The organism is Enterococcus sp. DIV2379 (assembly GCF_050542965.1).
GTDB classification, from domain to species: domain Bacteria; phylum Bacillota; class Bacilli; order Lactobacillales; family Enterococcaceae; genus Enterococcus_D; species Enterococcus_D entomosocium.
Window position 1 is genome coordinate 2,687,328 of the sequence record NZ_CP172938.1, and the last position, 15,398, is coordinate 2,702,725.

14 protein-coding genes are annotated in these 15,398 nt (G+C 44.1%); 6 read left to right on the forward strand and 8 right to left on the reverse strand.

The window, feature by feature from the left end:
- Positions 1–57: 57 nt before the first annotated feature.
- From IGI92_RS12335 to zapA, 3 genes are all read right to left on the reverse strand, one after another.
- A complete protein-coding gene (locus tag IGI92_RS12335) occupies positions 58–2,421 on the reverse strand; it encodes an endonuclease MutS2 (protein ID WP_301388745.1) in 2,364 nt (787 codons plus the stop codon).
- A 78-nt stretch (positions 2,422–2,499) separates the two neighbouring features.
- Positions 2,500–3,054 carry a CvpA family protein gene (locus tag IGI92_RS12340; protein WP_005234314.1) on the reverse strand — a complete coding sequence of 185 codons (555 nt, stop codon included), beginning with the start codon at positions 3,052–3,054 and terminating at the stop codon, positions 2,500–2,502.
- Positions 3,055–3,077: 23 nt separating this feature from the next.
- Positions 3,078–3,518 carry a cell division protein ZapA gene (gene zapA / locus IGI92_RS12345; RefSeq protein ID WP_005228634.1) on the reverse strand — a complete coding sequence of 147 codons (441 nt, stop codon included), beginning with the start codon at positions 3,516–3,518 and terminating at the stop codon, positions 3,078–3,080.
- A gap of 216 nt (positions 3,519–3,734) precedes the next feature.
- Between zapA and rnhC the strand changes: the two genes are divergently transcribed.
- The gene (gene rnhC, locus IGI92_RS12350) at positions 3,735–4,661 is read left to right on the forward strand and encodes a ribonuclease HIII (protein WP_005234312.1); all 927 of its coding nucleotides are present in this window, start codon (positions 3,735–3,737) and stop codon (positions 4,659–4,661) included.
- An 88-nt stretch (positions 4,662–4,749) separates the two neighbouring features.
- Here rnhC and IGI92_RS12355 read toward each other — a convergent pair whose 3' ends face one another.
- Positions 4,750–5,730, reverse strand: coding sequence for an ROK family protein (locus IGI92_RS12355; protein ID WP_005234311.1), 981 nt, complete (start codon positions 5,728–5,730; stop codon positions 4,750–4,752).
- A gap of 159 nt (positions 5,731–5,889) precedes the next feature.
- On the opposite strand from IGI92_RS12355, the gene IGI92_RS12360 reads away from it, so the two are divergent.
- The 3 genes from IGI92_RS12360 to IGI92_RS12370 are packed head-to-tail and all read left to right on the forward strand — an operon-like array spanning position 5,890 to position 7,793.
- Positions 5,890–6,282 carry a VOC family protein gene (locus IGI92_RS12360; RefSeq protein ID WP_005234310.1) on the forward strand — a complete coding sequence of 131 codons (393 nt, stop codon included), beginning with the start codon at positions 5,890–5,892 and terminating at the stop codon, positions 6,280–6,282.
- Between the two features lie 13 nt (positions 6,283–6,295).
- Positions 6,296–6,937, forward strand: a complete 642-nt coding sequence (locus IGI92_RS12365; RefSeq protein WP_005234309.1) for a sugar O-acetyltransferase — start codon at positions 6,296–6,298, stop codon at positions 6,935–6,937.
- Between the two features lie 19 nt (positions 6,938–6,956).
- Positions 6,957–7,793, forward strand: coding sequence for a histidinol-phosphatase HisJ family protein (locus IGI92_RS12370; protein WP_005234307.1), 837 nt, complete (start codon positions 6,957–6,959; stop codon positions 7,791–7,793).
- 119 nt (positions 7,794–7,912) lie between these two features.
- On the opposite strand, the gene IGI92_RS12375 is transcribed toward IGI92_RS12370, so the two are convergent.
- The 4 genes from IGI92_RS12375 to IGI92_RS12390 form a co-directional block, all read right to left on the reverse strand.
- Entirely contained in the window at positions 7,913–9,637 is a 1,725-nt protein-coding gene (locus IGI92_RS12375) for an ABC transporter permease/substrate binding protein (protein WP_301388749.1), read from the reverse strand.
- Complete coding sequence (locus IGI92_RS12380) at positions 9,630–10,844, reverse strand: quaternary amine ABC transporter ATP-binding protein (RefSeq protein ID WP_034872109.1); 1,215 nt, start codon at positions 10,842–10,844, stop codon at positions 9,630–9,632. The genes IGI92_RS12375 and IGI92_RS12380 overlap by 8 nt, the downstream gene beginning before the upstream one ends.
- A 135-nt stretch (positions 10,845–10,979) precedes the next feature.
- Positions 10,980–11,633 carry a GntR family transcriptional regulator gene (locus tag IGI92_RS12385; RefSeq protein WP_086316481.1) on the reverse strand — a complete coding sequence of 218 codons (654 nt, stop codon included), beginning with the start codon at positions 11,631–11,633 and terminating at the stop codon, positions 10,980–10,982.
- A 54-nt stretch (positions 11,634–11,687) separates the two neighbouring features.
- A complete protein-coding gene (locus tag IGI92_RS12390) occupies positions 11,688–12,881 on the reverse strand; it encodes an NAD(P)-dependent oxidoreductase (protein ID WP_086316482.1) in 1,194 nt (397 codons plus the stop codon).
- Between the two features lie 94 nt (positions 12,882–12,975).
- Here IGI92_RS12390 and IGI92_RS12395 point away from each other — a divergent pair, with 94 nt between their 5' ends.
- Both IGI92_RS12395 and IGI92_RS12400 read left to right on the forward strand, forming a co-directional pair.
- Positions 12,976–13,599: a DapH/DapD/GlmU-related protein gene (locus IGI92_RS12395; RefSeq protein WP_008380829.1), complete on the forward strand. Its 624-nt coding sequence runs from the start codon at positions 12,976–12,978 to the stop codon at positions 13,597–13,599.
- A 194-nt stretch (positions 13,600–13,793) separates the two neighbouring features.
- The gene (locus tag IGI92_RS12400; RefSeq protein ID WP_086316483.1) at positions 13,794–15,332 is read left to right on the forward strand and encodes an AMP-binding protein; all 1,539 of its coding nucleotides are present in this window, start codon (positions 13,794–13,796) and stop codon (positions 15,330–15,332) included.
- Positions 15,333–15,398: the final 66 nt, after the last annotated feature.

Sequence of the window (15,398 nt, forward strand, 5' to 3'; positions counted from 1 at the left end):
CACGTATCGTAAGTTTTTTAAAATCGTCTGCTTACAAAAGGTAAGGGTTCTTAACGTTTAGTTAAACTTCACAATGGTCGCTCCATTGCCCCCTTGGTTTGCTGGCGCAAATTCAAAACTTTTCACCGAGCGATGATTTTTTAGGTAGTCAGTGATCCCTTGACGCAATGCGCCAGTTCCTTTACCGTGAACGATCGTCACCTGCGGATAGCCTGCCAAAATTGCTGCATCCAAATACTGATCCACTTCATTGAGGGCTTCTTCGTACCGCTTGCCGCGTAAATCCAACTGATTGACCACTGGACTGCTGTCAGCAGAACGAATCGTATTAACGATACGCTGTGTAGGCTCCTTCACTGGCGCTGCTGGTTGGAGATCTGTTTCTGGCAAATTCATTTTCAGAATGCCGATTTGGACTTGCCACTGATTTTTACCGGCTTTTTTCAACAGTACCCCACGCTGCCCATAAGAAGTTACGAGTACCTCGTCTCCTTCTTTCAGCGTCTTGGCTGCTTTGGCTTTTTGCAGAACCTTGTTTTTTTGCAGATGTTCTTCTTGCTGCAGTCCTGATAGCTTGGTGCGCGCGTCGATCAGTTCGTGTTCTTTGACCTTCGTTTGACCGCCGGCTAACTGCATTTTACGAATATCGGCAATGATTTTTTCAGATTCCTCTTTGGCTTCTTCTACGATTTGATTGGCTTTTTGACGGGCTTTTGCCAATTCTTTTTCGCGTTCTTCAAAGAAATAACTGTAAGCTGCTTCCAATTCTTGGTGCAAGCGGGCTGCTTCTTTTACATGATGACGAACTTCCAGATACTCGGTTTCCGTCATTTTTCTTCGATTTTCTAAATCAGCGATCATTTCATTCAGGTCTTGGCTTTCTCCGTCCATGATCTCTTTGGCTTGATCAATGATCGTCTCTGGCAAGCCAAGTCTTTTCGAAATCTCAAACGCATTGCTTCGTCCCGGAACCCCGATCAACAAGCGATAGGTCGGACTTAAGGTATCGACATCAAACTCCATAGAGGCGTTGATCGTATTGGATCGGTTATAGCCATAAACTTTCAATTCTGGATAATGGGTCGTCGCCATGACATAAGCCGACTTAGCCCCAAGTTCGTCCAAAATCGCAATTGCTAGTGCTGCCCCTTCTTGGGGATCGGTCCCAGCACCTAGTTCATCAAAAAGCACCAGACTTGTTTCGTCGACTTTTTTCAACACATCAACGATCGTTGTCATATGTGAAGAAAAGGTCGATAGACTTTGCTCAATGGATTGTTCATCACCAATGTCCGCAAAAATTTCATTGAAGATCCCCATTTGGCTTTCTTCTTCTGCCAAGATTGGTAAGCCGGCTTGGCCCATGATCTGCAATAGCCCTAATGTTTTTAAGGTGATGGTTTTCCCGCCGGTATTCGGCCCAGTAATGACAACAGCTTGATAGTCTTTTCCAATCGTAATATCGTTAGGAACGACTTTTTCTTGATCGATCAATGGATGACGTGCTTGTTTAAAAAAGACATGGTTATCTTGATTGATCGCTGGTACGATTGCATTCATCTCTTTCCCCAAACGAGCCTTGGCATTCATGAAATCCATGATTCCGATCACATATGCATTATGGAGGATCTCTCTTTGGTACGGAGCTAACTCTGCTGATAATTCCGCCAAAATACGAGTGATTTCGTCCCGTTCCGCAATTTGATGCTGACGCAAGCGGTTATTTTGTTCCACTACTTGTTTCGGTTCGATAAACAAGGTTTGACCAGATGAACTTTGGTCGTGAACCACGCCGCCGAAAACACCTCGGTATTCTTGTTTGACTGGAATCACATAACGCTCATTTCGCATGGTTACGATCGTATCACTTAGATACTTTGCATTGCCACCTCGGACGATGCCATCCAATGTCTCACGGATCGTCCGTTCTGCTCGTCGGATCGATTGACGAATTCCCCGAAGTGCTGGAGAGGCATCGTCTGTGACTCGGCCATCCTCATCGATAGCTTCTTTCAAGCGACGATTCAAGGTTGGTAAAGAAACCAACTGTTCTTCCCAGTGATACAAGCGGGAAAATTCAATCTCACTTTCAGACAAATCAGCAAAAAAGCGTTTCAATTCCTGCGTAGTTGATAAGACGCGGGCAACTTGTGCCAATTCAACGCCGTTTAAATCTGCGCCGATTTCGATCCGTTTCATTTGGGGACGAATATTCTCAATTTTTGGTACAGGGATTCCGCCTCTTAAACGCTGGATCTTGATCGCGTCTTCTGTTTCTGCTAGCCAAGAGGAAATGACTTGCGCATCACTTGATGGCACAAGCTTTGCTAAGGCTTCTTTTCCTTGGGCTGTTACGATATACTGACCGATTTGACTCTTTACTTGTTCAAATCCTAAAACATCAAGGATCTTAGTATTCATTCTTTTCTCACCTGCTTTGTTTTAACTTTTTGTTCCTAAGAAAAAGGCAGAATGGCTCTGCAACCATCTGCCTGCTTTTTACCCAATCACATCTGTGATCCACAATCGATAGAAATAATCTGAGAGAATCGGTGACCGATCAACGATGAAATTCGCAGTTCCGCTCGTTTCAAACAGATTTTGAATCGTGGCAAACGGGATCATTGAGAGAATCATAAAAAACATATATAAATTGATATACATCAAGATGACATTCAAAACACCCGCAACTGCCCAGTCATAGCCACCTAAAAAACGTAGGCGTTTGTAACGCAAACTGTCTGCAAAAATCACTAATAGTTTTGTGATCAGCCAACCAGCAAAGAGTACCATCACAAAAGCGATAGCCGCATAATAGGCTTTGTCTAAATCTAAAGCCAGTTCCATATCGTAGTATTTTAACTTTGAATCCGCCGTTACTGACATATAAGGAACATAGAGCTCAATTTTTTTCGCAATTTCTTGGTAATTCGCAACTGCAAAGAAAAAAGAGATCAAATAGCCCAAAACTGAGACCAATTGTAAACTGGTTCCGCGCCGCGCGCCGCCGTAAAAGGCTGCCAACAACAAAACCAAGACAAATAATCCAATCATTTAGGAATCCTTTCTACGCCGCACTACCCATGGGCTGTCTTTTCTTGAATTTTTCGTTTCCTTTGTTCATTTAAGATCTGTTGTGCTTCCACATGATTATGGATCTCCACATCACTGCGACCTGTCTCATCGAGAACTTTCCGTGCTTCGGATTCGATTGCTTCGATCCGCTTGATGCGATTCTCAAGCTCCGTTGCTTTAATGGCTTGTCCCCGCAACTCGTCCACTTTTTTTTGTAGGACCAAAAGCTGTTCTTGTTTTTTCAGCTGGTCGGAAACAGCGTTGATCGCTAATAAGATCGACGCTTGTTCTTGATCGGTTTGTGGCGATAATTGCATGATCTCAAGCAGTTGGTCATTGACCAATCTTGTCACCATATCCATGTGTTCTTTGCTTTCGCGTCCAATAATCGTGTAACTTTGATTCGCGATAACTGCTTTATAGCGTTTCTTTTGCTCCGTCATAGGAATATTTCCTCCCATTGCTTACATTCTGCTCTATTCTATCACTTATTGAACATGTGTCGCAAACTCTTAACTATTATACGTGATTTTCTTATGAATTTCCATGCCAATCGTTTGTTTGCTGATCGTCTTAGTAAAAAAGAATAAGAAGTATGGTAAAATCTTAAAGTATCCTTTTGTCTACCTAAGAAAAGACAAAAAAACAGGAGGAATCAAATGAGTACGATCGTTATCAAAGTACCAACTTCAACTATCAAAAAGATGCAGCAATTTTACCAACGAGAACTGCTGGCTAAGAAAGTTCCTTATACAGCGTTTGTCGCCAAAAAAGGGCCAACGACGATCACTGCTTATACGTCTGGAAAAGTCATGTTTCAAGGAGCGACTGCTGAAAAAGAAGCTTCCTTATGGGGCGATACGGCAAGTGCTGTACCGGATAAGAAAAAAGCGACTGTTTCAACCACTGCGTTGCCAGCAGGATTTAGCGAAAAAAGCGTCGTCGGCAGTGACGAGGTCGGCAACGGCAGTTATTTCGGTCCTTTGGTGGTCTGTGCCGTCTATGCCAAAAAAGAGCAATTGCCACAGCTGAAAGCCTTAGGTGTCAAGGACTCAAAAATGCTGACAGATCCAGAGATCCGTAAGATGGCGCCGAAAATCAAAGAATTGGTTCCTTACCAATTGCTCACTGTTACACCCAGCAAATACAACGAGATCCAACCAAAATACAACACGGTCCGAATGAAAGTTGCTTTGCATAATCAAGCCATTCGTTTGCTTTTGCAAAAGATTGCTCCTGAGACACCAGATGCCATTTTGATCGATCAGTTCACAAGCGAAAAAAATTATCGCACTTATTTAAAATCGGAACAAGCAGCGGTTACCGAAAAGCTCTATTTTGCGACGAAAGGTGAACAATATCATCTAGCAGTAGCGGCAGCCTCTATTTTATGTCGTACAGTCTTTTTGGATGAATTAGAGGCAGCCTCCAAAGAAGTCGGTATGCGCTTGCCTTCTGGCGCCCACGCAGCTGCTGACCAAGTTGCCGCAAAATTACTGCAGCAAGGTGGCATAGCACTATTGGGCAAATATGCCAAACTGCATTTTGCGAATACCGAAAAAGCACAGAAACTCGCTAAACTGTGAGTTCTCGTATTTTCAAAAAAACTGCCACTGCTTCTGATAAAGGAAGCAGCGGCAGTTTTTGTCCTCAGTACCAGTTAAATGCTGCGAATCAAAGCCCTAAGCCCGCTGCTTCGATTCCCATCGTGATCAACCCAGCCAAATAGTTTTCTGAAAACCGATCTGAAAAGTGTAACTTTGGTAAGACGCCATAATGAAACACTGCTGCCAGCTGCTTTTCCAAAAAAGAGCGCGGCACAAGCGCCTGCCACTCAGAGGGCAAAAACAAAATGACTTGATGCGGGTCCGTGACTGCCACGATCGCTTGAAGAGTGGCAGTCACTTGCTCTTGGATCGCCTCTGTTGCCAAAGGGTAAGAAACTTTGTAAAGATGCGGCAAATGCTTGATTTCGCCACTTAAATGGTTGGCTCCTTTAAAGAGCTGTTGGTCGATGACCAGTCCCGCACCTGGTGGATAATTTTTTGGAAAATAAATGCCAGCCACGATTTTTTTCTCTTCTTTAAAATGAAATACCGCAGCATTCACGTCATTCTCAATAAGCGTTTTTACCGCGATCTCCTTTTCAATCAATTCCCCTAGCGCCATGTCCTTAAATGCTGGAGCATCCATGATCTTCAGTCTTCCAGCAATTTCCACACCAGGAATTCCCACGACTGCCAAGCTGATTTTCGGGTATTCCTGTTTTTTCTGACGAATCACTTGCAAGAACTGCGGCAATCGGCCCTCTGCTGACTGCTCATGATGCAAAATGTTCCCGACGAGATCGACGACTGAAAAACGAATCACGATCTGCTGGTCTTCTTCGATAAACTGAATGATCAACAACAGTGTCCGTTGCGCATTGTACTGGTAAGCCGCAGCTTGACGTCCTCCCGTTCGTTGCGGTTGATCCGTCGTCAAAAGCAACTGCTTTTCTATCAATTCAGGAAGCAGCTTGTTGATCGTTACCACGCTTAATTGAGAGGCATCTGCCAGTTGGCGCTTGGTCATAGGCGCTTGCTGCTGTTTTAGCAAATCCAGCAATACTGCCTGATTATGTAATTTAATGGTCGTTGGCTGATAAGCTTTCATTTTTCTCCCCCTCAACGCTCCTATTTTAACAGATAAAAAGCTGGGAATATACCTTTATTAATTTTGTTAACAAAGGTATAATAGAAGCAACTTATTAAACAAAGTTTACTAAGTTCAAAAAAAAACGATCTATGTTGCTTATTAAAGGAGTTGTCGATAATGAAAATTGAACACATCGCACTATATGTCAATGATTTGGAAAAAATGAGGACATTTTATGAAACCTACTTTCAGGCGGTCAGCAACCCAAAATACCATAATCCGAAAACAAGCTTTCAGTCCTATTTTTTGACCTTTGATTCTGGTAGTCGGTTAGAATTAACGACCAAGAAATTTTTAAGCCCTCGTTTCAGTGAGAGCTTAGGCTACACTCACCTTGCGATTGCAGTAGGTGATCAAGCTGCTGTTGATCGATACGCTCAACGGTTTGTTGAAGATGGCTACCCTCTTTTAAATGGTCCTCGTACGACAGGCGATGGCTATTATGAAGCAGTTGTCCAAGACCCCGAAGGCAATTTGATTGAATTAACCACCGACGATTTACCGTCTTAGAAAGGATTTTGCAATGAAAGAAGATTTTGATTATCAAGCGATGTTGGCTGGTCAACTGTATCAAGCTGCCGGTATTCTCCCTGAGAATGGCTCAGTGGAGGGGAAAAAACGTGCCCAGGAAATCAACCTTTTACCAGTCGATGACCGAGAAGGAATCATCGCCAAAGAAAAAGCACTCTTTGGCAAATTTGGGCAGCATTGCTTTGTCCAACCACCCCTTTTTGTCGACTATGGTCGCCATGTTGAGATTGGTGATCACTTTTATGCCAATATGGATTGCATTTTTTTAGATGTCAATAAGATTCTGATTGGTGATCATGTGATGGTGGGACCACGGGTCAGCTTCTATACAGCCGGCCATCCGATCGATTCTGTGATCCGCAGTCAAGATTTGGAATTTGGCCTACCGATCACCGTCGAAGATTACGTTTGGATCGGAGGCAATAGTACGATTTTACCAGGTGTCACGATCGGCAAACATGCCATCGTCGCTGCTGGTTCCGTCGTCACAAAAGATGTGCCGCCGAATACGATCGTCGGCGGCAATCCAGCCCGTCTGATCCGTGAGATTCAGCCGACTGACAAAGAGCATTGGGAAACGGCCGCCCAGCTTTATTATCAAAAACGAGCAGACTGGCAGAAGCAGCAAAAATAACGAAACAAAAGGAGACGCCATGATTTTTACAGACTATCACGTTCATAGTGATTACAGCGATGATTCTTGGTATTTGATGGAAGATGTAGTCAAAGACGCCATTAACCTAGGCTTAGCAGAAATCTGCTTTACCGATCATGTGGATTATGGGGTCAAAGAAGACTGGCAAGCGACGGATGCGTACCTCGTCGGAGCCAATAAAGTCGTAAAAAATGTCTACTACGACTTGTATTTTACCGAACTGGCATGCTTAAAGGAAACATACAGTGACCAAATCAAGCTAAAAACTGGGCTGGAATTTGGGATGCAAATGCACACGATCCCACAATTTACCCGTCTTTATCATTCGCATCCCTTTGACTTCATTTTACTTTCCGTTCATCAGGTAGACGATCAAGAATTTTGGACTGGAGAATTTCAAAAAGGACGCAGCCAACAGGAATGCTACGAGCGCTATTATGATGAAATGTATCAGCTGGTCACGACATATAAAGAGTATTCCGTCTTAGCCCATATGGATTTGATTCGTCGTTATTTAGATAAAGAGAAGGACGCTTTTGAACAAACGAAAGAACAAATCGCAGAGATCTTGAAAGTCGTGATCAAAGATGGCAAAGGCATCGAACTGAATACCTCTTCCCACCGTTACGGAATCAATGGGTATACGCCATCGATCGAGATCCTCAAGCTTTATCGTGACTTGGGGGGAAGCGTGCTAACCATCGGCAGCGACAGTCATAAACCAGAGCAGCTCGGGTTTCAAATCAAAGAGGGACAAGATCTTTTACGATCATTAGGATTTACTGAACTCTGTACGTTTGAACAGATGCAGCCGATTTTTCATCGTTTTGCTTAACCTGCACAAAAGCTCCGTCTTTTGCAAAAATCATCCCCTCGTCTTTCGTTATGAACCTAAGTATTTTAAACAACAAAAAGAACGACCGCTTCAATCTGCGGTCGTTCTTTTTTTAGACATTAGTTCGTCCATGCAGCAACTTCTTCTGGGTGATTGGCTACCCAATCTTTGGCTGCATCTTCGGCTGATGTTCCGTCATTGATTGCTAACATGACTTCTTCCATATCTTCTTGTGTCCAGTTGAAACGATCAAGTACTTCGTAAACTTCTGGCATGTCATCTGCTAATCCTTGGCGTACAACAGTGTTGATGCTTTCTGCTTCACCCATTGTTCCTTCTGGATCATCCAGATATTTCAGATCATATTTCGCAAACATCCAGTGTGGAGACCAACCAGTAATAACGATCTCATCTTGGTTCTTGATGGCTTGGCCCAATGCCACTGTCATCGCTCCAGAAGAAGAGGTAGCGACATTCCAATCTGAAAGGTTGTCATACGTCGCAACCGTATTCTCCGCTGCATTTACAACACCAGCGCCTGGTTCGATACCAGTGATGGTTTTTCCAGCTTCGTCAGAAAGGTCGGCGATGGAATCTACATCCATATAACTTGGGACAACGATCCCCAGTTTTGCCCCTTCTAAGTTAGGACCTAAGTTCTCGACTTGATCTTGGTACTGTTCATACTGGGATTGATGCGTAGATGGTAGCCAAGCAGCAACCATCCCGTCAACTTCCCCTTTTGCCACCGATTCCCACATGATGGCGTTATCCAAAGGCGTCGTATTGACTTCGTAGCCCATTTGCAACAAGACTTCTGCCACCACATGGGTAGATGCGACTTCCGTATCCCATTCGACATACGCCAAGTTCACCGTGCCTTTGCTGTCAGAAACATTTCCAAAGGCAAACGATGCGCCAATCAAAGCAACGACTGCCGCTGCCGCAATCCCGCCAAAAAGACGTTTTTGTTTGCGACTCGTCTTGCTGGCTGCTTTTTGATGTGCCGAACGGTTCAAATTCTGGGTAAAGCGATCCATGATGATCGCCAAAATAACTAAGGATACCCCACTGACAAATCCGTTACCGACTTGTGCTCGTTGCAAGGCAGACAAGACGCCGCGCCCTAACCCAGGAGCCCCGATCATTGACGCGATCACGACCATTGATAATGCTAGCATCGTCGTTTGGTTGACCCCAGCCAAAATAGTGCTTTTGGCTAGCGGCAATTCTAATTTGATCAGTTTTTGCCAGCCAGTCCCACCGAAGGAATCAGAGGCTTCTACCAATTCACGAGAAATTTGGCGAATCCCTAAGTTCGTCATGCGAACAGTTGGTGGTAGAGCAAAGATCACTGAGGCAAAGACCCCAGGAACCATCCCGATCCCAAAGAAAGCAACCGCAGGAATCAAATAAACGAAACCAGGCATCGTTTGCATAAAGTCTAAGATTGGCGTCACGATACTTTGCGCTTTTTCGCTTTTCGCCATTAAGATCCCTAGTGGAATCCCAATGATGATCGAAACCAAACTTGACAACAAGACCAACGTCACGGTGTTCATCAAGTCTGTCCATAACCCTTGGTTATAGATGAACAGCAACCCGACAAAAGTAAAGGCTGGCAAGCCGAATTTTTTGCGTGAAACGAAAAAGGCAGCAGCCGTCAATAAGACGATCATTAATAACGGTGGTACAAACAATAATACATTTGTAATAGCGTCCATGATAAATTGTCCGAAAGACTGTAAGGCTGAAAACAATCCACTGAAAGTTCCTGTTAGCCAATCAGTAAAGCTTTCGACCCAATCAGCTACCGGAATCGTATGTTGTAAGAAATTATCCATTTGTCACTACCCCTTCCTCTGCTTGAACGGCTGAATCGGTCTCAGCCAACGCTTCAATCACGCTTCCGCGGATCACGACTCCGATCAAACGATCGTTTTCTACCACGGCTAAAGGTGTAGGCGAATCATAGATCAAATTGAAGATATCCGTTACCAGCATATCTTTATCGATCTTTTTAACATTTTTATCAATAACTTCCTTCAAGGTCAGATTGTTTTTCCGTGCCTCACGAGCAGACTCGGCTGTCAAGCTTCCTTTTAGGTGACGACGTTTGTCGACGGCTAACAGCATGCTGACTTCTTCTTTCCGCATCCGGTTCAATGCTACGCTTGGTCCATCGATCTCGATGTTCGTCGTCAATGCTGGAACCATGATGTTTTGCGCAGTCAAGACTTTGGAACGATCGACATCTTCCACGAAATCACGCACGTATTGGTTGGCAGGATTCGTCAAAATATCTTCTCCTGTACCGATCTGCATGATCTGACCATCTTTCATTAAAGCGATCCGGTCACCGATCCGCAAGGCCTCGTTCAAATCATGGGTGATAAAGATGATCGTTTTTTGAACATTGGCTTGTAGTTCTAAAAGTTCATCTTGCATTTCACGGCGAATCAGCGGATCGAGTGCTGAAAAGGCTTCGTCCATCAAGAGGATCTCTGGATCATTGGCTAACGCACGGGCAAGTCCCACACGCTGTTGCATCCCTCCAGACAGCTGGTCAGGATATTGGTCTTTAAAAGAAAGCAATCCTGAGTTTTCTAACGCTTTTTCCGCTTTCGCTGTTCGTTCTTCTTTCGAGACCCCACGGACTTCTAGTCCATATTCGGTGTTCTCTAAAATCGTCCGATGAGGGAAAAGGCCAAAGCTTTGGAAAACCATGTTGATTTTGTGACGACGAACTTCTCGCAGTTCTTCTTTACTCATTTTGGCAACATCTACGCCATCTATGTAAATATCTCCGCCAGACGGCTCGATCAATCGATTCAATAGTCGAATCAATGTTGACTTCCCGCTTCCAGAAAGGCCCATGATGACGAAAATCTCGCCTTCGTTGACTTCAAAGTTCACATCATAGACCCCGACGGTGGCACCTGTTTTTTCTAAAATCTCGTTTTTGCTGCGTTGTTCTTTGACCATGGCAAGAGCTTGCTGCTTTTTCTTACCGAAGATTTTGGTTAAGTGTTCCACTTTAACTTTACTCAAATGATTAATACTCCTTTTTCTGAAAAATTTCACGAAAGTGACCATACTATCTTAACAAGATGTGGTCACTTTGTCAAAAAAAATTTCCCAATGCTTTTTCTTTTGCAAAAAAAGCATGGGAATCAGGAAAAAGAATTACGCTGAATGGTCCGTTGGATAGAAGAAATTGGTCATGCGCTGCAACGCCAGTTCATTTCCGACAAAATAAATCGTATTGCCTGCACTGAATTTCGCATAAGGTCCTGGTGACAACAACAATTCTTCGGTTGTTTGGATTGCGATGATCGTCGCCCCTGTGGCTTGCCAAATATTCAATTCATTGATACTTTTTTCCAAATGCTGCGCTTGTACCGTCAACTGAAGTTCAAAGGGCACAAACGGACTCATATGGTGTACCTTTTTGGTCTGCTGCACTAACGTGTTCAACAAGTCAGAAAAATTATCCAGCTCTTGCTGCTGCCGCTCCACACTGTCTAAAATGTCTTGTCTGATTTCTTGGATCGACTGCACATCTTGGTATTGTTCAACAAAGGCCTGTGCTTTTTCCTTTGAAGCGATATAGGCGCCGCTGCCATGACGGACATCCATGATTTCTAAATCAACTAATACATTGATCGCTTTGCGGGCTGTTTCAGGAGAGACATTGAAATTGCTGGCTAACGTTGAGCGCGCATGGATCTTTTGCCCAACTTGGTAGCGATTTTCAACGATTCGTTCCGCGATCGCCACGGCAATCTGCTGATAACGAGGCAAAGCGACCTTCTTTTTATCTTGAAACTTATTCGTCATGATGAACTTCCTTTACTTTTTTTTCATCATAACAAGAAACATTGTTGGTGGCAACTATTCACTGGTTCGCGAATTTTTGATCAAGCGGGCACGGATGATCGCTGTTTCTTGCTGTATCTGCTTTTGTAGATCTTGCAACAGTATTTCATTTGTCTCATCAAGATCAATCAAGGTATAGGCGACTCCGGCTTTTCTCTCACTCGCCAAATTATCGATATCTACGCCTGCTTCAGAAATGATCCGCAATAGCGGGGCAAAAGCACCAGGCTTGTCGTGATAAAACAGCGCCAAGCGATACGGTGCCAAAAAAGGCAACTCTGCATGAGGAAAATTGACCGATTCTTGAATCGTCCCAGCGCGCAAATAGGCATGCATGCGATCAAAAACTACGTGATCCCCCTTTTCCAAGGCATTGGTAGTACTGCCGCCGATATGCGGATAACACAACACTTTCGGTTGTCCGATCAAGCCGGCACTAGGAAAGTCGGTGATGTATTGTTTGAGCTGATTTTTGGCTAGTGCTTCTAAGACGGCTGCTTCTTCCACGATCTCCCCGCGCCCAAAATTCATCAACACTGCATTTTTTTTCATCTGCTGAATCGTTTGTCGATTCAGCAAGCCGTGGGTCTCTTGACTCAAAGGAAGCAAAACCACCACAAAATCTGATTCGGCCAACAGCACGTGCAAGTCACTAACTTGTTCGTAATCGTGGGCCGCTTTTTTCGTACGGGCATAGCCGAGGACTTCCATTCCTAACTGGTGACAGGCTTTTGCCACCCGTTCACCGATCTCTCCTAAGCCTAAAATACCGATGGTTTTTCCAGCTAATTCTTCGCCGATCACTTCTTTTCGCCGTTCTTCAGCTACCTTCAACACATCTTCTGCTTCAATTTGACCTGACGTTAGCTCTTCTTGCAAATCAGCTACCGTCTGGATGGCTTTGAATAAGGGGCGAACGCTGAGAAACAAATTGGAGAGCACCAATTCTTTGACTGCATTGGCATTGACACCTGGACTATTGAAGACTACTGTGCCATTTTGAGTACACCGTGCCAAATCGATCGTATTGGTGCCTGTTCCTGAGCGAGCGATCACAGCTAATTCTGGTGTGATCAATTCGTTAGGAACCGTTGAACTGCGTACAAACAGCGCCTCTGGGGCCGCTTGATTTTTTAACGAGTATCCTTTTTTGATTGCTCGCTTACCTATCGTTTCGGTCATCTTATCTAACTGATAAATCGTCTCCATAAAGCAGACCTCCTTTTGTCTTTAGTGCGTATTAGTCAAATAGTACAAAAAAGTGCGGTAAAATGATAGCAATACGCAAGAGAGGATGATTACTATGCACCTATCGATCACAAATTTTCCAGATGAACAGCCGATCGTTGGCAAAGACTCGCAGCTTCAAGACACAACTTTAGGAGACTATGTCGAAATTGGCGAAGCCAATCACATTGATCATTCTTCCATCGGCAATTATACCTATACGGGGCAATATTGCTTTATTCAGAACAGTCAATTAGGACGTTTTATCAGTATCGCAGCGATGGTCCGCATCGGCCCCACCAATCATCCCTATGAACGCCCTAGTCAGCATCTTTTTGCCTATAATGGCGAAGGCTATGGATTTGCGCCAAAGGACGAGTCCTTCTTAGAAAAACGCAAAGCAAAAACGACCGTCATTGGCAATGATGTCTGGATCGGCCACGGTGCCGTGATCCAATCTGGTTTGACCGTCGGTGATGGTGCCGTGATCGCCTCAAACGCAGTCGTAACCAAAGATGTGCCGCCTTATGCGATCGTCGGCGGGGTTCCAGCAAAAGTGATCAAATACCGCTTTGATCCAGAAACGATCACTGCTTTACAAGAAATCGCTTGGTGGAATTGGAGTCGTGCAGAATTAGAAGCACGCTATCTGGATTTCCGGCTCCCAATCGAAGATTTTATAGTAAAATACACCCGTTGATTATGCGCTTTTTCCGCTTAGTACGAGGAATGAATGATAACACATCACAGTCATTCATTCTTCGAAAGTCTTTGAGGGAAGGATTTTTTAGAAATAAATAAAAAACACTGAAAATCTATTGTATCGAGAAATTCCTGTGCTAAAATGGAGAAATCAAATGAAATTTTTCACGAACTTTTAAAGGAGTGTTCTATTTGACCATTTTAGACTATCGTCCATTAAATCTTTACACCAATTACCGCGAAGCTGCCGAGGCATTTCCTGACACAACCATCATCCACGATGAAGTGCTGCCAGCATTTCCTGAACTTGGCTATCGTAGTACTTACCGTTCGAGCCATGAAATGATTTTAAAACGTGCTTACCAACTTGCTGCACTAGGCGTGCAAGCCGGCGATAAAATCATTCTTTATAAATCTTCAAAATTCGATACCTATTTATTAGCAACGGCTGCTTCTTACCTTGGCGCAGTGCCTGCTATGATCTCTTACCATTTCCCTGCTGAAACCATCGAAGTGTTTGTGGATCGCTTAGAAGATCCATTCATCTTATTTGATGAAGAAACCGAAGGCCGCGTCGCACAAGTGAAAAATAGCAGTACTGACAAACAGATTGCTGTTCGTCATCTGCTGCAACAACCCGCGGAACCAGTGGCCCAAACTGAGTTACCAGTGGATCAAATTTCTTATATGACCCACACTTCTGGAACAACGGGTATTCCAAAATTGATTTGTCATTCGGCAAACTCCATGGGCTGGCGGACAAAATGGCAAAAAACGATCTTCACCAAGATTGATCGCACCAAGGCAGACTCTGATTTAGTGGCGTTCCATATTTCACCGGTGCACTCCCGCTTCAATATCGGCATCTCATCCTTGATGGCGATGGGCTTTCCGATGATGCCATTAGCCAATGCCAACGGCGCTCATGTCGTAGGCATGCTAAAAGAATATCCACCAATCGCTTTGGAAACTCATCCAAACAATTTTGTCCAATGGAGCTTTGTGGCAAAAGAACAACCAGATGCTTTCGCCAATATTCGCTATTACCATTCAACCTTTGATGCCATCAACAACCAAACAATGGCCACTTTTTTAAATACTTCAGCAACAAAAGAAGCAATCTTTTTGCAAGTCTATGGTCAAAGTGAATGCGGGCCAATGATCCTAAAAGCACATACCTTAGAAAGCATCGCTACCAACGATGCCCGTGATATGGGTGTGGGTCTCGAGGACTTAACGAGAGCACGGATCGCCGATGCAGAGGGCAACGAGCTGCCAGCCAATACCGATGGGCACATCCATTTCCTTTCAAAAGGACGCGCGTTGACCTATTATAAAGAAGATCAGCGTTTTGCTGACAATGTCTATGGCGCTTGGTGGGACAGTGGAGACTACGGCATGATGGATGATCAGGGACATCTTTACTTAAAAGACCGTCAAGTGGACTTGATCAAAAATATTGAAAGCAATCTTGCCTTGGAAGACCTTTTGCTGGATCATTTAGACTTCCTTGCCGAAGTTGTGATTGTTCGCGACAAAGAAAACTCACCACAACCAATCATTGCTTTAGCGCCAAATCGTGAAATGGATTGGGATGCTTGGTGGAAAATGGTGGAAGATCTCCCTCACCTCAATCAACCAATTTTACGCGACTACGAAGATATCCCACGAACAGCAACCATGAAAGTTCAACGACTACAAATTGAAAAAGAATTCAAAAACGCAGACTAAAACAAAAGAAACGGCCAGCAGATTTCCCTGCTGGCCGTTTCTTTTGCTTTCGCTGTGTTTTCTTTC